Source organism: Enterobacter sp. DVT3837, assembly GCF_056238685.1.
The window spans coordinates 1,041,354-1,062,035 of record NZ_JBWDLA010000001.1; the positions used below are offsets into that span (position 1 = coordinate 1,041,354).

At 54.9% G+C, this 20,682-nt stretch carries 22 protein-coding genes; 18 read left to right on the forward strand and 4 right to left on the reverse strand.

From position 1 onward, the window contains the following. The first annotated feature begins 491 nt into the window (after positions 1 to 491). Complete coding sequence (locus AC0XWG_RS05105; protein WP_128348308.1) at positions 492 to 1,445, forward strand: nickel/cobalt transporter; 954 nt, start codon at positions 492 to 494, stop codon at positions 1,443 to 1,445. A gap of 34 nt (positions 1,446 to 1,479) precedes the next feature. Here the strand turns inward: AC0XWG_RS05105 and proP are convergent, their stop codons facing one another. Next, positions 1,480 to 2,982, reverse strand: a complete 1,503-nt coding sequence (gene proP / locus AC0XWG_RS05110; protein ID WP_028017885.1) for a glycine betaine/L-proline transporter ProP — start codon at positions 2,980 to 2,982, stop codon at positions 1,480 to 1,482. Positions 2,983 to 3,631: 649 nt separating this feature from the next. Between proP and kdgT the strand changes: the two genes are divergently transcribed. Beyond that, positions 3,632 to 4,624: a 2-keto-3-deoxygluconate transporter gene (gene kdgT / locus AC0XWG_RS05115; protein WP_049007705.1), complete on the forward strand. Its 993-nt coding sequence runs from the start codon at positions 3,632 to 3,634 to the stop codon at positions 4,622 to 4,624. A 58-nt stretch (positions 4,625 to 4,682) separates the two neighbouring features. Here the strand turns inward: kdgT and AC0XWG_RS05120 are convergent, their stop codons facing one another. Together AC0XWG_RS05120 and crfC are read right to left on the reverse strand one after the other, a co-directional pair. After that, positions 4,683 to 5,558, reverse strand: coding sequence for a diguanylate cyclase regulator RdcB family protein (locus AC0XWG_RS05120; protein WP_028017887.1), 876 nt, complete (start codon positions 5,556 to 5,558; stop codon positions 4,683 to 4,685). Next, positions 5,555 to 7,909, reverse strand: a complete 2,355-nt coding sequence (crfC, locus tag AC0XWG_RS05125) for a clamp-binding protein CrfC (protein WP_128348310.1) — start codon at positions 7,907 to 7,909, stop codon at positions 5,555 to 5,557. Before crfC ends, AC0XWG_RS05120 begins: the two co-directional genes overlap by 4 nt. A gap of 595 nt (positions 7,910 to 8,504) precedes the next feature. Here crfC and AC0XWG_RS05130 point away from each other — a divergent pair. The 16 genes from AC0XWG_RS05130 to phnP all read left to right on the forward strand — a co-directional run bounded on the left by AC0XWG_RS05130 (position 8,505) and on the right by phnP (position 20,255). Beyond that, a complete protein-coding gene (locus AC0XWG_RS05130) occupies positions 8,505 to 8,840 on the forward strand; it encodes a zinc ribbon domain-containing protein YjdM (RefSeq protein ID WP_028017889.1) in 336 nt (111 codons plus the stop codon). Between the two features lie 80 nt (positions 8,841 to 8,920). Next, on the forward strand, positions 8,921 to 9,358 hold the full coding sequence (gene yjdN, locus AC0XWG_RS05135) for a VOC family metalloprotein YjdN (protein ID WP_049007707.1): 438 nt from the start codon (positions 8,921 to 8,923) through the stop codon (positions 9,356 to 9,358). Positions 9,359 to 9,494: 136 nt separating this feature from the next. Then, positions 9,495 to 10,283, forward strand: a complete 789-nt coding sequence (gene phnC, locus AC0XWG_RS05140; protein ID WP_128348311.1) for a phosphonate ABC transporter ATP-binding protein — start codon at positions 9,495 to 9,497, stop codon at positions 10,281 to 10,283. Between the two features lie 24 nt (positions 10,284 to 10,307). Then, on the forward strand, positions 10,308 to 11,324 hold the full coding sequence (phnD, locus tag AC0XWG_RS05145; protein WP_108089427.1) for a phosphonate ABC transporter substrate-binding protein: 1,017 nt from the start codon (positions 10,308 to 10,310) through the stop codon (positions 11,322 to 11,324). A 53-nt stretch (positions 11,325 to 11,377) separates the two neighbouring features. After that, on the forward strand, positions 11,378 to 12,157 hold the full coding sequence (gene phnE / locus AC0XWG_RS05150) for a phosphonate ABC transporter, permease protein PhnE (protein ID WP_028017893.1): 780 nt from the start codon (positions 11,378 to 11,380) through the stop codon (positions 12,155 to 12,157). Positions 12,158 to 12,177: 20 nt separating this feature from the next. Next, complete coding sequence (gene phnF / locus AC0XWG_RS05155) at positions 12,178 to 12,903, forward strand: phosphonate metabolism transcriptional regulator PhnF (RefSeq protein ID WP_049007709.1); 726 nt, start codon at positions 12,178 to 12,180, stop codon at positions 12,901 to 12,903. Beyond that, positions 12,904 to 13,356 carry a phosphonate C-P lyase system protein PhnG gene (gene phnG, locus AC0XWG_RS05160; protein WP_108089425.1) on the forward strand — a complete coding sequence of 151 codons (453 nt, stop codon included), beginning with the start codon at positions 12,904 to 12,906 and terminating at the stop codon, positions 13,354 to 13,356. It begins immediately after the preceding gene. Then, entirely contained in the window at positions 13,353 to 13,937 is a 585-nt protein-coding gene (gene phnH / locus AC0XWG_RS05165) for a phosphonate C-P lyase system protein PhnH (RefSeq protein WP_128348312.1), read from the forward strand. Before phnG ends, phnH begins: the two co-directional genes overlap by 4 nt. Further along, complete coding sequence (locus AC0XWG_RS05170) at positions 13,937 to 15,001, forward strand: carbon-phosphorus lyase complex subunit (RefSeq protein ID WP_028017897.1); 1,065 nt, start codon at positions 13,937 to 13,939, stop codon at positions 14,999 to 15,001. Before phnH ends, AC0XWG_RS05170 begins: the two co-directional genes overlap by 1 nt. Further along, complete coding sequence (phnJ, locus tag AC0XWG_RS05175) at positions 14,994 to 15,839, forward strand: alpha-D-ribose 1-methylphosphonate 5-phosphate C-P-lyase PhnJ (RefSeq protein ID WP_128348313.1); 846 nt, start codon at positions 14,994 to 14,996, stop codon at positions 15,837 to 15,839. Before AC0XWG_RS05170 ends, phnJ begins: the two co-directional genes overlap by 8 nt. After that, complete coding sequence (gene phnK, locus AC0XWG_RS05180) at positions 15,836 to 16,591, forward strand: phosphonate C-P lyase system protein PhnK (protein ID WP_006177354.1); 756 nt, start codon at positions 15,836 to 15,838, stop codon at positions 16,589 to 16,591. The genes phnJ and phnK overlap by 4 nt, the downstream gene beginning before the upstream one ends. 107 nt (positions 16,592 to 16,698) lie before the next feature. Next, positions 16,699 to 17,379, forward strand: a complete 681-nt coding sequence (gene phnL, locus AC0XWG_RS05185; RefSeq protein WP_049007715.1) for a phosphonate C-P lyase system protein PhnL — start codon at positions 16,699 to 16,701, stop codon at positions 17,377 to 17,379. Then, the gene (gene phnM, locus AC0XWG_RS05190) at positions 17,376 to 18,512 is read left to right on the forward strand and encodes an alpha-D-ribose 1-methylphosphonate 5-triphosphate diphosphatase (RefSeq protein ID WP_028017900.1); all 1,137 of its coding nucleotides are present in this window, start codon (positions 17,376 to 17,378) and stop codon (positions 18,510 to 18,512) included. The genes phnL and phnM overlap by 4 nt, the downstream gene beginning before the upstream one ends. Next, complete coding sequence (gene phnN / locus AC0XWG_RS05195; protein ID WP_028017901.1) at positions 18,509 to 19,060, forward strand: ribose 1,5-bisphosphokinase; 552 nt, start codon at positions 18,509 to 18,511, stop codon at positions 19,058 to 19,060. Before phnM ends, phnN begins: the two co-directional genes overlap by 4 nt. Further along, a complete protein-coding gene (gene phnO, locus AC0XWG_RS05200) occupies positions 19,053 to 19,487 on the forward strand; it encodes an aminoalkylphosphonate N-acetyltransferase (protein ID WP_049007717.1) in 435 nt (144 codons plus the stop codon). The genes phnN and phnO overlap by 8 nt, the downstream gene beginning before the upstream one ends. Positions 19,488 to 19,496: 9 nt before the next feature. Next, on the forward strand, positions 19,497 to 20,255 hold the full coding sequence (gene phnP / locus AC0XWG_RS05205; RefSeq protein WP_049007718.1) for a phosphonate metabolism protein PhnP: 759 nt from the start codon (positions 19,497 to 19,499) through the stop codon (positions 20,253 to 20,255). Between the two features lie 45 nt (positions 20,256 to 20,300). On the opposite strand, the gene yjdP is transcribed toward phnP, so the two are convergent. Then, entirely contained in the window at positions 20,301 to 20,624 is a 324-nt protein-coding gene (gene yjdP, locus AC0XWG_RS05210; protein WP_028017904.1) for a DDRRRQL repeat protein YjdP, read from the reverse strand. Positions 20,625 to 20,682: the final 58 nt, after the last annotated feature.

Here is a 20,682-nt window from a genome sequence, read left to right on the forward strand (position 1 = left end):
TGATGCTCAATGAATTAAACTTCGTAATGAATTACGTGTTCACTCGTTGAGACTTGGTATTCATTTTTCGTCCGAGGACGTTAAGAATCCATGTCACTTTGAGTGCCCACACAGATTGTCTGATAAATTGTTAAAGAGCAGTTGCAACGCGGCTTTCAGCTCACCGTTGCGAGGCGGCGTATATTACGCTTTCCTCTTTCAGAGTCAACCCGTTATTTCAGGATTTTTTCTCTTCAACCGACCGGGTTGTTTGTGAAGTGATTCACATCTGCCGTGTCGATGGAGGCGCATTATAGGGAGTTCTCCGCAGGCCGCAACCGAAAAGTTGCAAAAAAATGACTGACTGCTGCATTCCCCAGCAAAACCCCGCTTTATACCTTTTTACACACAGAGTTATCCACAATTGCTCATAGATCCTGGCGTGATCCTGCGAACCGAGGAGGAAGATCAACTATACTAGCGGCAAATATTCTCCTCCGCAGGCCACCTTCATGACCACACAACGCCTCACCCGTGACTGGCGTATCCCCACAGCAGGACTGATTTTGCTGGCGATCCTCTTTGCCGGCTTTACCCTGCATACGCACTGGAATGCCTTTATCCAGTGGTGCCTGGCCACGCAAATTACGCTGCACCGTTATCTGGTGATGTATTTGCTGCAGCTTAATAACCACCAGTACAGCGGCGGATTATGGCTATTAACGGGGGCTTTCCTTTATGGCGTTCTCCACGCCATTGGCCCCGGACACGGAAAGTTCATCGTGACGACCTACCTGACTACAAATAAGGAAAGCGAGCTGGCCGCCCGGGTTGTCCCTTTCCTTGGCAGCCTGATGCAAGGCGTCAGCGCCATTCTTTTTGTCTTTATTCTGGCAGTCGGGTTTAACCTCGCGTCAGGGGATATCAGTACCAGCCGCTGGTATGTTGAGAAGATAAGCGCAGTACTCATTGGCGCATTTGGTGCATTTATCATTTACCAGTCGCTTAAGAGCCTGCGTCCGCACAGGATGACTATTTCAACCATCAAGCCCCTCCATCAGCATGACGAACACTGTGGCTGTAGCCACCATGGTGTGGGAGCGAATCTGACACAAGGTGACTGGAAAACCCGCCTGGGTGTGATTCTGGCAATTGGCGCGCGCCCGTGTAGCGGGGCAATCATGATCCTGATGTTCTCGAACGCGCTGGGCATAGTCACCTGGGGGATGGCCGCAGTAATGACCATGTCTCTGGGAACGGCACTCTCTATTATGGGACTTTCACTGGCAGTACGTTACGCCCGTGAGCGTACCGTGGCCTGGTTTGGAGGAAGCTCCTCACTAAAATGGCTGGTACCGGTAGTCAAAATAGCCGGAGGGATAGTTCTTATCCTGTTCGCGACGATCCTGTTCCTGACAGTGATCCCCATCAGCGCCAATGGCGACTACATCGCTGCCGGATGCTAATAAAAGAAAACCCGCCGTTGGCGGGTTTCATTTATTACTCGTTGATGCGTGGATGCTGATCCACGAGTCGGGAGCGTTTTTTCTGCAGTTCTTCAATCTCTGCGTCAATATCCTCAATCTTCTGCTCTACATTATCGTAGTGCTCACGCAGGATCTCTTTCGCTTCCTGAATATCGGATGCGGCAGGCGTCGCCCCTTTCAATGGACGATTTGCCGTCTCCTTCATAGCAATACCGGTAATCAAACCAATCACCGCAATCACCATCAGGTAATAAGCAGGCATCATCAGGTTCTGCGTACTCTCCACCAGCGAGGCGGCAAGGGTCGGGGTCAGACCGGCAATCAGCACCGAAATGTTAAAAGCTGCGGCCAGCGCACTATAACGAATGTGTGTCGGGAACATCGCGGGTAATGTGGAGGCCATCACCCCAATAAAGCAGTTGAGGATCACTGCCAGCATCAGCAGACCCGCGAAAATCAGCCCCAGTACATTACTGTTAATCAGAATAAATGCCGGGATTGCCAGGGCAAACAGACCAACACTCCCCAGGATAATAAACGGTCGACGGCCAAAGCGGTCACTTAACAGACCCATAATCGGTTGCACAAACAGCATACCGACCATAATGGCGATAATAATCAGCACACCGTGATCTTCCGAGTAATGCAGGTTATGCGACAAATAGCTCGGCATGTAAGTCAACAGCATGTAGTAGGTGACGTTGGTAGAAATAACCAGACCAATACAGGTCAGCAGGCTGCGCCAGTGCTTAGTGGCAATCTCTTTGAACGACACCTTCGGACCTTCCTGCAGCCCTTCACGGTCACCCTGTTCCAGTTTTTCGACGTGCTGCTGGAATGCTGGGGTCTCTTCAAGCGCATGACGCAGGTACAGGCCAATGATCCCCAGCGGCAAGGCCAGGAAGAACGGGATACGCCAGCCCCAGTCGAGGAAATTATCTTCCCCTACCACAGTTGAAATCAGTACTACTACGCCCGCGCCCATGACAAATCCGGCAATCGAGCCAAAGTCCAGCCAACTCCCCATAAAGCCACGCTTACGGTCCGGGGAATACTCTGCGACGAAGATCGAGGCACCGGTATACTCCCCACCCACGGAGAAGCCCTGGGCCATCTTACATATCAGCAGCAGAATCGGCGCCCAGATCCCGATCGTGGCATACGACGGGATCAGGCCGATACAAAACGTACTGATCGACATAATGACGATGGTGATGGCAAGGATCTTCTGGCGACCATATTTATCGCCGAGCATACCGAAGAACAGGCCGCCCAGCGGGCGAATCAGGAAGGGAACGGAAAACGTACCCAGTGCGGCAATCATCTGCAGGCTGGGGTCAGCCCCGGGGAAGAACACTTTACCTAACGCATAGGCCACAAAGCCGTAGACACCAAAATCGAACCACTCCATCGCATTACCGAGCGAAGCTGCGGTAATGGCTTTACGCAATTTTGCGTCATCAATGATGGTGACGTCGCGAAGTGTGATGGGTTTAATCTTTTTCCTTCTCAGCATAACTATCCTCGTAGACTCGGCCCTGTCTGTTTCACAGTCCAGTTTGCGTTCTGTGAACCATGGGATCCGCTCCATGCGAATCGCCTTATTCAAGCGTAGCAGGTTTACTTACATTGACGTTTTACGTCGATACAACCGAACCTGTTGACGCCTGTCTGGGCAGTTAATGACCTTTTTACCCTACCAGCGTTTATATTTGTGATCAACTTCACACTAATTTGCGCATAAGGTCAACTGAGTTAAGTTTTTGTCAATTAGCGCCAATAAGACCTTCCTCATTCCCCCTACAAGAATATCCTCACGCGCGTCATTATTTCTTTTGTAACGGAAAAACAAACCGCATTAATTCACATCAGATTTACATAACCCCCCCATCAAGAACCCATACGAAAATTTACATTGAATATGTGACAAAGATAACTAAAACATTGTTTTGTTTTTGTTGAATCAACATTCCATTGATCGCATGATAAATTCAAATACAACGTTACATGTGTTTTCAAACATGGCTAAACGAGAACACACGTTTATTTTTTGCTGCATGGCCATCGAAATAAATTTACGAAAAAAAAAATTCAATTGATTGAATTTATTGAATTATTTTTAGCGATTATCACCCGTTTCGCGGGATCAGATGTGAGGGTTATATATGAAGATTAAGGCCACGATAGAACGCATACCTGGCGGCATGATGCTGGTTCCGCTGGTACTGGGTGCCATCCTGAATACCCTGGCTCCTGATACCGGAGCCTATTTTGGTGGTTTCACAAAAGGAATGATAACCGGCACCGTTCCCATTCTGGCAGTCTGGTTCTTTTGTATTGGAGCATCCATTAATTTGCGGGCAACGGGTACCGTATTACGTAAATCCGGTACGCTGGTGATAACCAAAATAGCAGTGGCCTGGGCTGTGGCAATGATATGTGCAATGTTCATTCCGGAGAATGGAATTCAGACCGGGTTCTTCGCTGGTTTATCAGTTCTGGCAATTGTCTCTGCGATGGATATGACCAACGGTGGATTGTATGCCAGCCTGATGAACCAGTATGGAACGAAAGAAGAGTCCGGGGCATTTGTACTGATGTCTCTGGAATCCGGCCCGCTGATGACGATGCTGATTCTGGGGTCTGCTGGCCTGGCATCATTTGAACCCCACCACTTTGTCGGCGCGATCCTGCCATTCCTGATCGGTTTCGCCCTGGGTAACCTGGATCACGACTTGCGTGACTTCTTTAGCAAAGCCACTCCAGTACTGATCCCGTTCTTTGGTTTCGCGTTGGGTAACACCATCAATCTGAATGTCATTCTCGATACAGGCCTGCTGGGTATTGTGCTGGGCGTGGCTGTCATCATCATCACCGGTATTCCGCTGATTATTGCCGACCGCGTGATTGGAGGAGGAAACGGAACGGCGGGTGTCGCCGCCTCTTCAGCCGCAGGTGCGGCGGTAGCAAACCCGGTGATCATTGCCCAAATAAATCCGGCCTTCGAACCGGTGGCCGCGTCAGCGACGGCACTGGTTGCTGCCAGCGTGATTGTTACCGCGATCCTGGTGCCCATCATCACGGCGCTGTATGCAAAACGTTACGGAAATAGGCAAGAGTCCCAGCCTGAACCGAAACCAATAGAAATGAATCATTAACACATCACATCTGTCCCCCCTTTTCCCCGTGGGGAAAGGGGGCAGATGTGTAAGGGATTCACCCAAAAATCTCTTCCATCATCCCATCCACCAACCGTTTTGCCGAACAGAGCCTCGGCATACCCAGCGCGACGGTTTGCCAGTTTTGCGTCACTGACCAGCTCACAGGATGCTTATCCGCCTGGCACCAGTCACCCAACCAGCCCAGCATATCTTTATGATCGATCAATCCAGGAGAAGCAGGCGTCGTTAACCACTGGTGATAAAAATGGCGGGTAGAGGGAGAGGCATTGATGCCTTGCGCCAGATAGTTCGCCGCCATGCTGCGTAAGTTATCCTTGAGCATTGCCGACACATCTTCATTGGCCAGGCGACATGCGTCGCCAAATGCCCCCCAGCGCAGTTCTTCCAGGACGACAAAGCAGCGCCCGGCCAGAGACCAGCCATCATAGAGCCCGGCTCGCCAGCGGGTAAAAATTTGCTCACTGTGCTCACCCGCCTGCACCGTTAATCCGCGTTGGGTCAGCGCCTTTTCTTTATAGGCTGCACGTTGGGTAAAATGAGAGGAGAGTTCAGCGTACTGCTGCATCAGGCCCGGTGATTGCGGAGCCCGCGGGTGAGTCTGCTGACGCAGCGCCATCAGTTTATCGGCCATCAGCGTCAGCGCGAGATGACCGGGGTCAAGCATACCGGCCAGTTTTTCTGCCAGCCCAAGGCGTAACGCCGCATTTTCATTGAGCATTCCAGCCATTGCCCAGGGCCGTAGCCGGGTATGCGTCATGATCTCCTGAGTCAAACGCTCACGAAACTGCAGCTGTTGTGGTCCCTGGTGGGGATGACGCGGCGCATCGACACCCTGCACCAGATCGACCATAAATTTTGGATTAATACACTCCAGCGTTCTCCCGGGACCGTCCAGTAGTTGTGTTGTCATGGTTGCTCTGCCGCGAATAGAGTTTGAATGTCATCGCGTAACAGTCGGGTATCTTCCTGAATCCACGTCGCAGTAGTAATACTTTGCTTCAACAACTGGCAGAGCGCTCGGGTTGAATGCTCATTTTGTTGACGCACTGCGAGGCTATCACGCAAGCTTTCCTGTAACCCGGTCAGGCATAACGAAAATTCTGCAAAGAACGTTGCCATTCCTGCCGTAACAGAGACATCGACCTGCGCGGATAAAGCTTTACGGATTTGTTCACAAAACTGCTCAATATGTTGCTTAAATTTGTCATGTAGCTGTGCAATATCGATAACATAACGCGTGCGCGTTTCGACGTAATCATCCCAACCCCAGCCGGGGTTATTGAGCCAGCGAGAGACCGTTTCACGCATGCTACTCCCGCCAGATGATTGGCCTGCCGGAGTGTTATCCTGCGCAATTGCATCGTTAAACAGCGCCCGCGTGTTGAAGTTAAGCTGGTTAGCCTGAAACGCCGGGAAGCTAATTCGTGCGCGAAAACCGGCATGGCTCAGATGTTCTTTAATACGCGTTTCAATAGGCCGCATCGCTTCATTCAGTGAACGCGCAAGCGTAGACTCCAGCTGATCAAAACGTAACGCCAACTCCCGACAGATCTTCGTCTGCGCATCCAGCATGACCAGCTCGCAGGAGGAACGGATTTTACTCAGCACAATCTGCGCCTGTCCCTCATCTTCCAGCGTAAGCTGTTTAAGCGCTTCCGGTTCATCGCGACGAAGATTCAGCGGATCATTCCCGGCCAAATCAAGAATATTGGGACGGCTAAAAACATGACCAATCGCCTGCTGAAGCGCACTTTTCTGCAACGCCATAAAGTCATCCGTTGCATTCAGCGCCTCCTCGACTTCATGTTTCACTTCATCGCTGACCACCTGCTGACGCGTCTGCAGCTGCGCCATATCCTCTTCAATTCGCGTAATGTTAAGTTCGAGTTCCTCAAAGGCCACAGTCAGCCCCTGATAACGAAAATCGAGATACTCCCGGGCATTTTGCGCGTAGTTTAGAAGCTTATGCGACGCCGAACGCAGCGCAAATAACGACGCATTGGCATAGGCGGCGTAAATCAGTTTGCGTATCGGTTGATCAAATAACGAGTCTTCCCACAACAGATCGGCGGCATGACGAATATGGTCGATATCATCCAAATCCGCTGTACGCCAACGACGCCCAAGGGCAGCTTCTGCAAAATCCTGAACCCAGGGCTGCTCCTGGTGATCCGGCAGTTGTCCGTGGGTAATCATCTCGTAGCGGGCGCGGTTCGCCAGATACGCCCACATTGATGAAACAGGATAGATCTGCCCGGGCGAAATATTGCCTTTCATGAGCGTGCCAGAGATCATCGCCCTGATCTGTTCTTCATCGTCGCTATTACGATCTTTCTGATCGAATTTATTGACCAGGGCATACAACGGCACTGATTTTCCCGCGACCGAAATAGCCTGGCGGACCTCTTCATCAGAAATAGATTTAAGCTGGGTGTAATCCATCACTGCCAGCACTGCCGATGCACGGGACAACTGCTCGCTAAGCATTTTTTGCAGATGCGGTTGCCCGGCCTCATTAGGCCCTGGGGTATCGAGCAGCGTCAGCTGACCGAGGTGGGCATCCAGACCCGCAAGATGTACGAACTCTACTTCGATCACCGGAATGTGTTCGATAGCCGCGTACTCAGAGAAGGGAAATTCGACACCCAGCGCCAGGGAGAGTCTGACGAGGTCATTGAGGCTTTTCAGACAATGAAATATCGGCTGCGCGCCCAGGTGATGCTTCTCAAAAGCTTCCCCTTTTTCAATTCGCTCCAGCAGCATATTCATATCTTTATCAATTTCCAGACGCTGAGCCAGTTTCCCACGATCGTTATCGCAGAGCTTTTTCTGTAGCAGTCGGATCAAATCATCAATCGGCGAGACATGAGAGAAATGCAGTACAGGCTCCTTCTGACCCGGTGTATGACGGATCAATGTCGGTAGCGCTGTCATCGGACGATTGCGGTTCGGCAACACTTCCGTGCCCACAATCGCATTAATAGTGGTCGATTTCCCCGCTTTCATGGTACCAACAATAGCCAGAACCATTTCCAGACGCGTTATTTTCCGTAATTCATTATTCAACATTGCCTGCTGTGCTTCGACACCGCGCGCACTAAAATGCAAAGGCAAGACGTTGTTCTTTTCACCCGTAATCGCCGCCGTGGTGCTCTCCAGCATCGCCGTCGGCACTGATTTCAGCGTATCGAGATTTTGCAGGGCAAGCTGTAACAAACGCTCTGCTTCCTGGCTTAATTCAAAAATGGTCTGTGTGTGCATGATAAAAGCCTTTCCTTAACGCAAATTTATTACTTTTATTAAGCCACTGGTTTTTATTATGTTGTTCAGGCTTATATGATCACGTGTGGAAAACATGTTCGCCGAAATATAACTGATTGATGCTAATCAGAAATAATTCACTATCCTTGCATGGCGTGTGAAGCTCTCCTCCTGGCCTGACGGCCAAAAGAAAAAAGCGTAGCCCATTTTTAAGAAGCTTCAGGATATATCATCGTTATTTACCCACCTAAAAAGAGAGGTAATGCGTCACCACCATAAGATATGAATGGCGGGGAAGTCCGGAGATAAATAACAATGAGTTGCTTCACCTTATCCGAAATGAAGGAGCGTAGCAATTTGCTGCAATAAAATATTCGATATATTTAACGCCATTTCTTCCCACCGTGTTAATGGCATAAGCATCGCTTAACTGACTGACAGGAAATGTCACTCGCTATACACTTTTTGCATTTTTTTAATCAACAATGTCACCGACAACCGTGTGGATTTGCGCTATACTTGCCGCCTTTTTCGGCGCACTGCCGTCATTTAGCTGGCACTTTCCAGCGCGTTAACACTTTTTGAGGATACCGATATGCAACTCCCACACTGCCCAAAATGCAATTCTGAATACACCTATGAAGATAATGGCATGTTTATCTGCCCGGAATGCGCCCATGAATGGAATGATGCCGAGCCATCACACGATGCTGATGCACTTGTCGTAAAAGATGCGAACGGCAATCTGCTGGCGGATGGCGACAGCGTCACCGTGATTAAAGATCTGAAAGTGAAAGGCAGCTCTTCCATGCTGAAGATTGGTACCAAAGTGAAGAATATTCGTCTGGTTGAAGGCGATCATAATATCGACTGCAAAATTGACGGCTTTGGTCCGATGAAACTGAAATCTGAATTCGTGAAAAAGAACTGATTGACCTGCCCGGTGGCGCTTCGCATACCGGGCATTCAGGAACTACACTTAACGAGCTTTTCTTACGTGAGGTAAAGATTATGCCGTTAAGTCCCTACATCTCATTCGCCGGTAACTGCGCAGAGGCCACCGCCTTCTATCAGCAAGCCGTCGGTGCTGAGCTCCTCTATAAAATCACCTTCGGCGAAATGCCAAAAAGCGATAACAGCGAAGAAGGCTGTCCGTCCGGTATGCAATTCCCGGATTCGGCGATCGCTCATTCTAACGTCCGCATTGCGGGCAGCGATATCATGATGAGCGACGGGATGCCGCCAGGCAGCAACGCTCAGTATGCAGGCTTCACGCTGGTTCTCGACACCCAGGACGTCAATGAAGGCAAACGCTGGTTCGACAATCTCGCCGTGGGTGGGAATATCGAAATGGCCTGGCAGGAAACCTTCTGGGCACATGGTTTCGGTAAAGTCATCGATAAATACGGCGTGCCGTGGATGATTAACGTCGTTAAGCAGCAGCACTAATTTTCGGGCGGTGGGCGGTCTGCCTCCGCCTGTCATCAAACTCCGCTCAACTCTTCAAATTCCCGCAACCCAGACTTAACCCAAATGTCATATTGATGCGCCAGCATGAGGCCACATTTATCGTGAGGCCCAGCATATGCAAACTGTCATCCGCGTCGAGAAACTGAGCAAGACCTTTCATCATAACAAGGCTCTGCATGCCGTTGATCTGACCGTCCAGCAGGGCGAAATGGTGGCACTGCTGGGGCCATCTGGTTCAGGTAAGTCCACCCTTCTGCGCCACCTGAGCGGCCTTATTACCTGCGATAAAGCACCGGAAAGTCACGTCGAACTGCTGGGTAACACCGTGCAGCGCGCGGGCCGTCTGGCGAGTGATATCCGTAAAACCCGCGCGCAAACAGGCTATATCTTCCAGCAGTTCAACCTGGTGAACCGCCTGACGGTGCTGGAGAACGTCCTGATTGGCGCACTCGGCAGCACGCCGTTCTGGCGCACCTGTCTGCGCTGGTTTTCCCCTTCTCAGAAACAACAGGCGTTGCAGGCGCTGACTCGCGTTGGCATGGCGCATTTCGCCCACCAGCGTGTCTCCACCCTGTCCGGTGGTCAGCAGCAGCGCGTGGCGATTGCCCGTGCGCTGATGCAAAAAGCCAAAGTGATCCTGGCCGATGAGCCGATTGCCTCGCTCGACCCGGAATCCGCGCGCATCGTGATGGAAACCCTGAGAGACATTAACCAGAACGACGGCATCACCGTGGTGGTGACGCTGCATCAGGTGGATTACGCCCTGCGCTACTGCGAGCGCATTGTCGCGCTGCGTCAGGGGCACGTGTTCTTTGATGGCGCAAGCCATCAGTTTGATAACGACCGTTTTGACCATCTCTACCGCAGCATTAACCGCGTCGACGAGAACGCGCAGGCTGCATAACCCAACCCGATCCGAGGAAAGTACATGAGCTACAAAGCCGTTGCCGCACTGGCCTTTACCAGTATGTTCAGCATCAGCACCCTGTTAAGCCCTGCGTACGCGGAAGAACAGGAAAAAGCGCTGAACTTCGGCATTATTTCGACGGAATCACAGCAGAATCTCAAACCTCAGTGGGAACCGTTCCTGAAAGATATGGAAACCAAACTGGGGATCAAGGTGAACGCCTTCTTCGCGCCGGATTACGCCGGCATCATCCAGGGGATGCGCTTTAACAAAGTGGACATCGCCTGGTACGGCAACCTCTCTGCGATGGAAGCAGTCGATCGCGCGAACGGCCAGGTCTTTGCCCAGACCGTTGCGGCAGATGGCTCCCCGGGTTACTGGAGCGTGTTGATCGTTAATAAAGACAGCCCAATCAATAACCTCAACGACATGCTCGCCAAACGCAAAGATCTGACCTTTGGTAACGGCGACCCGAATTCCACCTCTGGTTTCCTGGTCCCTGGCTACTACGTCTTCGCCAAAAACAACGCGTCTGCCAGTGACTTCAAACGCACCGTCAACGCCAGCCACGAAACAAATGCCCTGGCCGTGGCCAACAAGCAGGTGGATGTTGCCACCAACAACACCGAAAACCTCGACAAGCTGAAGACCTCCGCACCGGACAAACTCAAAGAGCTGAAGGTCATCTGGAAATCACCGCTGATCCCGGGCGACCCGATTGTATGGCGCAAAAATCTCTCTGAGAGCACCAAGGACAAGGTCTACGACTTCTTTATGAACTACGGCAAAACGCCGGAAGAGAAGGCAGTTCTGGCGAAACTTGGCTGGGCGCCGTTCCGCGCATCCAGCGACCTGCAGCTGGTGCCGATTCGCCAGCTGGCGCTGTTTAAAGAGATGCAGGGTGTGAAGGACAACAAGGGTCTGAAGGACGAAGAGAAGACCAGCAAAGTCGCCGCGATTCAGTCGCAACTGGACGATCTCGACCGTCTGACCGCCGCACTTGGCGCCATGACCAGCGTAAATAAAGCGGTTCAGTAACGCTTTTCTCCCTCTCCCTCAAGGGAGAGGGGACTAAACCCAAAGGAGCCAACATGCAAACCATCACCCTCCCGCCGCCGAAGCGCAGCTGGTTCTCGCTGATAAGCTGGGCCATCCTGCTGGCGGTGCTGGTTATCTCCTGGAAGGGCGCGGAGATGGATCCGCTCCTGCTCTTCAAAGACGCGGGCAACATGGCGACCTTCGCCGCCGACTTCTTCCCGCCGGATTTCAGCCAGTGGCAGGATTATCTCGGCGAAATGGCGATCACCCTGCAAATCGCCGTCTGGGGTACCGCCCTTGCCGTCATTCTCTCCATTCCATTTGGCCTGATGAGTGCCGAAAACATCGTACCGTGGTGGGTTTATCAGCCGGTGCGTCGCCTGATGGACGCCTGCCGCGCTATTAACGAAATGGTCTTCGCCATGCTGTTCGTGGTGGCTGTTGGACTTGGCCCGTTTGCCGGGGTAATGGCGCTGTTCATTCATACCACCGGCGTGCTCTCCAAACTGCTCTCTGAAGCTGTTGAAGCCATTGAACCGGGCCCGGTGGAAGGTATCCGCGCAACCGGGGCCAATAAAATCGAAGAAATTCTCTACGGCGTGTTGCCCCAGGTCATGCCGCTGCTGATCTCTTACTCGCTGTACCGCTTCGAGTCCAACGTCCGTTCCGCCACCGTCGTGGGTATGGTGGGCGCAGGCGGGATTGGTGTCACCCTGTGGGAAGCGATTCGCGGTTTCCAGTTCCAGCAAACCTGCGCCCTGATGGTGCTTATCATCATCACGGTGAGCCTGCTGGATTTCCTCTCTCAACGTTTGCGTAAGCACTTCATCTGAGAAACGAGGCTTTGATTTATATGCACTTATCCAGACATCCGACCAGCTACCCTACCCGCTGGCAAGAAATTGCGGCAAAGCTCGAAGTGGAACTGCGCACGCACTACCGTTGCGGAGACTACCTGCCCGCCGAACAACAGCTTGCCGATCGCTACGAAGTGAACCGACACACCCTGCGCCGCGCCATTGACCAGCTGGTCGAGCGCGGCTGGGTCCAGCGCCGTCAGGGGATTGGCGTACTGGTACTGATGCGCCCGTTCGACTACCCGCTCAATGCGCAGGCGCGCTTTAGCCAGAACCTGCTCGATCAGGGCAGTCACCCCACCAGCGAAAAGCTGCTCTCCGTGCTGCGCCCGGCGTCGAGCCATGTAGCCGATGCGCTGGGCATTCAGGAGGGCGACAACGTCGTCCATCTGCGCACCCTGCGCCGGGTCAATGGCGTGGCCGTTTGCCAGATAGATCACTACTTCAGTGACATGAGCCTCTGGCCTGTGCTGCAACATTTCACCAGCGGTTCACTGCATGACTTCCTGCGTGATGCCACCGGTATTGCACTCAGGCGTACCCAAACGCGCATCAGTGCCCGCCGCGCGCAGGCAAAAGAGAGCAAGGTGCTGGAAATCCCCAACATGGCCCCGCTGCTCTGCGTGCGCACCCTTAACCACCGTGACGGTGAAGTCGACGCGACGGAATACTCCGTCAGTCTGACCCGCGCCGACATGATCGAATTCACCATGGAGCACTGAATGCACTTCGATACCGCCACCCGTCAACGCTGGATGCGCGTGCTGGCCCACTGTCAGCCTGCTGCGCTGCACAGCCGTATGAACGCGCTCGGCCTGACGCCGGACTACGACACTATTCGCCCGCCGGAAATCGGCCTGGTACAGATCCAGGCGCGCATGGGAGGTACCGGTGAGCGCTTCTTCGCTGGTGATGCCACCCTTACCCGTGCCGTGATCCGCCTGAACAGCGGCACGCTGGGCTACGGCTACGTGCTCGGTCGCGATAAACAGCATGCCGAACATTGCGCAGTGATAGACGCGCTTTTGCAGGAACAACCTTATTTCCAGACGTTAATGGAAACCCTTATCGCCCCTCTGGAAGCCGACCGCGCCGCACGCCTTGCCGCACGTCAGGCCGAAGTGAACACCAGCCGGGTCGACTTCTTTACGCTCGTTCGCGGAGATAACGCATGACGCTTCAACCCGCTTTTACCCTTGCTGTCCAGGATGCCCAACAGAGTTTTCGTCGCCTGCTGAAAGCCATGAGCGAGCCGGGCGTGATTGTCTCGCTGCACCAGCTTTCACAAGGCTGGCTGCCGCTAAACCTGGCGACCACCAGCGTACTGCTGACCCTAGCCGACAACGATACTCCGGTGTGGCTCTCCGGCGCGCTTTCGAATGATATCGCCAGCCAGAACCTGCGTTTTCACACCAACGCTCCGCTGATTGAACAGCCCCGACAAGCCGTGTTTGCCGTGGCCGATGAGCAAATCAGCCACGAACAGCTCAACGCCCTGAGCGAAGGCAGTGCCGTCGCTCCGGAAACCAGCGCCACGCTGATTTTGCAGGTCTCCAGCCTGAGCGGCGGTCGCATGCTGCGCCTGACCGGTGCTGGCATCGCTGACGAACGGATGGTCGCGCCACAGCTGCCGGATTGCATCATTCATGAGCTGACCGAACGTCCCCACCCGTTTCCGCTGGGTATCGACCTGATCCTGACCTGCGGTGAACGCCTGCTGGCAATACCGCGAACCACTCACGTGGAGGTATGCTGATGTACGTTGCCGTCAAAGGGGGCGAAAAAGCCATCGCCGCCGCCCATGCGCTGCAGGCGCACAGACGACGGGGTGATGAGCAGCTTCCTGAGCTGAGCGTTGCCCAGATAGAGCAGCAGTTAAACCTCGCCGTCGACCGTGTCATGACCGAAGGCGGCATCGCTGACCGCGAGCTGGCGGCGCTGGCGTTAAAACAGGCCAGCGGTGACAACGTCGAAGCCATCTTTCTGTTACGCGCGTATCGCACCACGCTTGCCAGACTGGCGGTGAGTGAGCCCGTTAACACCGCTGAGATGCGCCTGGAACGCCGCATTTCGGCCGTTTATAAAGACATCCCTGGCGGTCAACTGCTCGGCCCCACCTACGACTACACCCATCGCCTGCTGGATTTCACGCTGCTGGCAAACGGTGAAACGCCTTCCCTGAGCACGGCCGAGCCGCAGCAAGATGCCTCCCCGCACGTCTTTAGCCTGCTGGCGCATCAGGGGCTGGCAAAAGCCGAAGAAGACACCGGCAGCACGCCAGACGACATTACCCGCACACCGCCGGTTTATCCGTGCTCACGCTCGTCGCGCCTTCAGCAGTTGATGCGCGGCGACGAAGGTTATCTGCTGGCGCTGGCCTACTCGACACAGCGCGGTTACGGGCGTAACCACCCGTTTGCAGCAGAAATTCGTAGCGGCTTCATTGACGTTGAAATTGTGCCTGAAGAGCTGGGTTTTGCCGTGAACATCGGGGAACTGCTGCTCACGGAATGCGAAATGGTCAACGGCTTTGTCGCTCCGGAAGACGAAGCGCCACACTTTACCCGGGGTTACGGGCTGGCGTTCGGTATGAGTGAACGTAAAGCGATGGCAATGGCGCTGGTCGACCGCGCGCTGCAGGCCCCGGACTACGGTGAACACATCTCCGGCCCGGCACAGGACGAAGAGTTCGTGCTGGCCCACGCGGATAACGTTGAGGCCGCAGGCTTTGTCTCGCACCTCAAGCTGCCGCACTACGTTGATTTCCAGGCCGAACTGGAACTACTGAAACGCCTGCAACGGGAGCGCGAAAATGGCTAACTTAAGCGGCTACAATTTTGCTTATCTGGATGAGCAAACCAAACGTATGATCCGCCGCGCTATCCTGAAAGCGGTGGCAATCCCGGGCTATCAGGTACCGTTCGGCGGCCGCGAAATGCCGATGCCCTACGGCTGGGGCACCGGCGGTATTCAGCTTACCGCCAGCGTGATTGGGGAAGCGGATGTACTGAAGGTCATCGACCAGGGGGCGGACGACACCACCAACGCCGTGTCGATTCGTAACTTCTTCAGGCGCGTGACGGGTGTTAACACCACCGAAAAAACCGAAGATGCCACGCTGATCCAGACCCGTCACCGCATTCCAGAAACGCCACTCACCGAAGATCAAATCCTGATTTTTCAGGTCCCTATCCCTGAGCCGCTGCGCTTTATTGAGCCGCGTGAAACCGAAACCCGCACCATGCACGCCCTGGAAGAGTACGGCATCATGCAGGTGAAGCTGTATGAAGATATCGCCCGCTTCGGCCATATCGCCACCACCTATGCCTACCCGGTGAAGGTGAACGGTCGCTACGTGATGGACCCGTCGCCAATCCCGAAATTCGATAACCCGAAGATGGACATGATGCCTGCGCTGCAACTGTTCGGTGCCGGGCGTGAAAAGCGCATCTACGCCGTGCCGCCCTACACCCGTGTGGAGAGTCTCGACTTCGATGACCACCCGTTTACGGTGCAGGAGTGGGACGAGCCGTGCGCCATTTGCGGTTCGAAACACAGCTATCTGGACGAAGTGGTGCTGGATGACACGGGCAAACGGATGTTTGTCTGCTCCGACACCGATTACTGCCGCCAACGGAGCGAGGCGAACAGCCTATGAAACCGCTGCTTTCGGTTAACAACCTGACCCACCTTTATGCGCCGGGCAAAGGCTTCAGCGACGTCTCGTTTGAGCTGTGGCCGGGGGAAGTGCTGGGGATCGTCGGGGAGTCCGGCTCAGGCAAAACGACGCTGCTTAAATCCATCTCTGCGCGCCTGACGCCGCAGAATGGCGACATTTTGTATGAAGGAGCATCCCTGTACGGCATGAGTGAAGCCGAGCGCCGCCGCCTGCTGCGCACCGAGTGGGGTGTGGTGCATCAGCACCCGATGGACGGTCTGCGCCGTCAGGTCTCTGCGGGAGGCAACATCGGCGAACGCTTGATGGCAACCGGCGCGCGCCATTACGGCAATATCCGCGCCACGGCGCAACACTGGCTGGAAGAAGTTGAAATCCCTGCCTCGCGTATCGACGACCTGCCGACAACATTTTCCGGCGGCATGCAGCAACGTCTGCAAATCGCCCGCAACCTGGTCACCCATCCGAAGCTGGTGTTTATGGATGAACCCACCGGCGGGCTGGACGTCTCCGTGCAGGCGAGACTACTCGATCTGCTGCGCGGCCTGGTGGTAGAGCTGAACCTCGCGGTGGTGATTGTGACCCACGATCTGGGGGTGGCGCGCCTGCTGGCGGACCGTTTGCTGGTAATGAAACAAGGTCAGGTGGTGGAAAGTGGGTTAACCGACCGGGTACTCGACGATCCCCATCATCCGTACACCCAGCTGCTGGTGTCGTCGGTATTGCAGAACTGAGGGCGCTGTTGCCGGGTGGCGCTGCGCTTACCCGGCCTACGAACCGCGCACCTTGTAGGCCGGGTAAGGCGTAGCCGCCACCCGGCAAGACGAATCGCGAGGCTAAAATGATTCACGTTGAAAATGTCAGTAAAACCTTTGTACTCCACCAGCAAAACGGCGTACGCCTGCCGGTGCTGCAAAATGCTTCACTTGAGGTCAGCAAGGGCGAATGTGTGGTCCTGCACGGCCATTCCGGCAGCGGAAAATCCACCCTGCTGCGCTCCCTGTATGCCAACTATCTGCCGGACGAAGGCCATATTCACATCCGCCACGGCGATGAGTGGGTCGATCTGGTTCAGGCACCCGCACGGAAAGTGCTGGAAGTCCGCCGCTCAACGATCGGCTGGGTGAGCCAGTTTCTGCGGGTGATCCCGCGGATCTCCGCCCTGGACGTGGTGATGCAGCCGCTGCTGGATCTCGGTGTGCCGCGCGAAACTTGCGCCGCCAAAGCCGCCAGCCTGCTGACGCGCCTGAACGTCCCTGAGCGCTTGTGGCACCTTGCGCCATCGACCTTTTCCGGCGGCGAGCAACAGCGCGTGAACATTGCGCGCGGGTTTATCGTCGATTACCCGATTTTACTGCTCGATGAACCCACCGCCTCGCTCGACAGCAAAAACAGCGCGGCGGTGGTGGAGCTGATCGAACAGGCTAAAGCGCGCGGCGCGGCGATCGTCGGGATCTTCCACGACGAAACCGTGCGTTCGCGCGTGGCAGACAGACTGCATCCAATGGGGACCCACGCATGATTATCAATAACGTCAAGCTGGTGCTGGAAAATGAAGTGGTTGGCGGCTCCATTGAGATCCAGGACGGGGTGATCCGCGCGTTCGCCGAAACCCTGAGTCGCTCCCCAGAAGCCATGGACGGCGAAGGCGGCTGGCTGCTGCCGGGGCTGATCGAGCTGCATACCGATAATCTGGATAAGTTCTTCACCCCGCGCCCGAAAGTGGACTGGCCCGCCCATTCGGCGATGAGCAGCCACGACGCGCTGATGGTCGCCAGCGGCATCACCACCGTACTGGATGCGGTAGCGATTGGTGACGTGCGCGACGGGGGCGATCGTCTGGAAAATCTGGAGAAGATGATTAACGCCGTGGAAGAGACGCAAAAACGTGGTCTCAACCGCGCCGAGCACCGCCTGCATCTACGCTGCGAACTGCCGCATCACACCACCCTGCCGCTGTTTGAAAAGCTGGTCGGTCGTGAGCCGGTCTCGCTGGTGTCACTGATGGACCACTCCCCAGGGCAGCGCCAGTTCGCCAATATTGAGAAATATCGCGAATACTACCAGGGCAAGTACTCTCTCACCGATGCTGAGATGGCCCGCTACGAAGATGAGCAGCTGGCGCTGGCAGCACAGTGGTCGCAGCCGAATCGCCTCTCCATTGCTGCGATGTGCCGGGACCGCAACATCGCGCTGGCCAGCCATGATGACGCCACCCATGAACATGTACTCGAATCTCATCAGCTTGGTAGCGTGATCGCCGAATTTCCCACCACATTTGAAGCAGCTGAAGCCTCCCGTAAGCACGGCATGAACGTGCTAATGGGCGCGCCGAACATTGTGCGCGGCGGCTCGCATTCCGGCAACGTGGCGGCAAGCAAGCTCGCCTCACTTGATCTACTCGATATCCTCTCCTCCGATTACTACCCCGCCAGCCTGCTGGATGCGGCATTCCGGGTGGCGGACGACGAGGGCAACAGATTCACGCTGCCGCAGGCCATTCGTCTGGTGACGAAAAACCCGGCATCGGCGCTGAATCTTCAGGATCGTGGAGAGATTGCCGAAGGTAAACGGGCGGATCTGGTACTGGCCCACCGTAAAGGTGAGCATATCCATATCGACCACGTCTGGCGTCAGGGAAAACGGGTATTCTGATGGGAAGACTAATCTGGCTAATGGGGCCGTCCGGCTCCGGTAAGGACAGCCTGCTGTCCGCGTTAAGGCAGCGGGAACACCCGCAACTGCTGGTCGCACACCGCTATATTACCCGCGCGGCGAATGCCGGAAGTGAAAATCATATTGCCCTGAGTGAGCAGGAGTTTTTCACCCGCGCTGGGCAAAACCTGCTGGCGCTCAGCTGGCACGCTAACGGTTATTACTACGGGGTTGGTATCGAGATAGACCTGTGGCTACACGCGGGTTTCGACGTGCTGGTCAACGGTTCGCGTGCACACCTTCAACAAGCGCGCGCCCGATATGAAGCCGCCCTGCTGCCGGTCTGTCTGCAGGTTTCACCCGATGTCCTGCGCAGCCGGTTGCAGAGCCGGGGGCGCGAATCAGCCCGTGAGATAGACCAGCGGCTTGAGCGCGCGGCGCGTTATACCCCGTCGGAATGTCATATCCTCAATAATGACGGAAGTTTGCTACAGTCTGTCGATACCTTTTTATCGCTGATCCGTCAGAAGGAGAAACAGCATGCCTGACTGCCAGCTTCGCCCCGCCACCGCCGACGATGCGGCGATGGTTTACGCTCTTATCTGCGAGCTAAAACAGGCTGAGTTCGATCATATGGCCTTTCACACCGGTTATCTTGCTAATCTGCAAGACCACAATATGCGTTATCAGCTTGCCGAGCTGGACGGGCAGATCGTCGGCATGATTGGCCTACATATGCAGTTTCACCTGCATCACGCACGCTGGATTGGCGAAATCCAGGAGCTGGTGGTGATGCCGCAGGCGCGTGGTCACAAAGTGGGGAGCCAACTCCTGGCCTGGGCAGAAGACGTCGCACGTCAGGCGGGAGCGGAGTTAACCGAGCTTTCCACCAGCGTAAAACGCGTGGATGCCCACCGTTTTTATGTCCGTGAAGGTTACACACAGAGTCATTTTCGATTCACCAAACCGCTGTAGAGGTATGCGATGAGTCTGACGATCACGTTAACCGGCACCGGCGGTGCCCAGCTGGTTCCGGTATTTGGCTGCGACTGCGCGGCGTGTCGCCGGGCGCGTTTGCAGGATAGCTATCGCCGTCGTCCGTGCAGCGCGGTGGTCAAATTCAATGAAGCCATAACCTTGCTGGATGCCGGTATTCCGCACCTGATGGACGACTGGCCGGCAGGCAGCTTCCAGCAGTTTTTGCTCACCCATTACCATATGGATCACGTTCAGGGGTTATTCCCGCTGCGCTGGGGAGTGGGGGCGACCATTCCTGTCTATGGTCCGCCGGACGACGTGGGCTGTGACGACCTGTTCAGGCACCCGGGGCTCCTGGACTTCAGCCATACAGTGGAACCGTTTGTGATGTTTGAGCTACAAGGGCTGCGGGTCACACCGTTGCCGCTCAACCACTCGAAACTGACCTTCGGGTATTTGCTGGAATCGGCACACAGCCGCGTGGCCTGGCTATCGGATACCGCCGGATTGTCGGAAAAAACGGTGAAGTTCCTGCTTAACAACCGGCCGCAGGCGATGATTATCGACTGCAGCCACGAACCGCGCGATGAAACGCCGCGAAACCATTGCGACTTAAATACCGTAATTGCATTAAACGAGACGATTGGCTGCCCGCAAGTGATCCTGACGCACATCAGCCATCAGTTTGACGTGTGGATGATGAATAATCCGCTTCCGGAAGGGTTTGAAGCGGGGTATGACGGCATGGTGTTGGCGCTGGATTAGTTTTTCACTTTCTCCCGTGGAGAGGGTGAGGGCAACAGGCCGCACTTACCCTCGGTCGTAATCGTCTTCTAACCTGCGCTCATCCTCTTCTAACCGACGGCGATCGTCATCCAACTGACGCTGACGCTCGTCTAAACGGCGGCGTCTGTCTTCAAGCTGCCGACGACGGTCGTCGTACTGTCGACTGTCGATCTGACGGCTGCGGTCATAACGTTCGTCGTCATCGCTGCTTCGGCTACTGCTGGGGTTATAGGCGTCATTGATCGCCTGCTGAATATTGCCAATGGCATCATCAACAATATCGGCGTGAGCCAGTTGGCTGGTGAGTGACAGCAGACCAAATAACAGAGCAGTTGAGTAACGTTTCATAAGGCCAGTCTCGCAGGTGGGCTGGCTTTACAGTAATAAACGGCAAACGAGAGAGGTA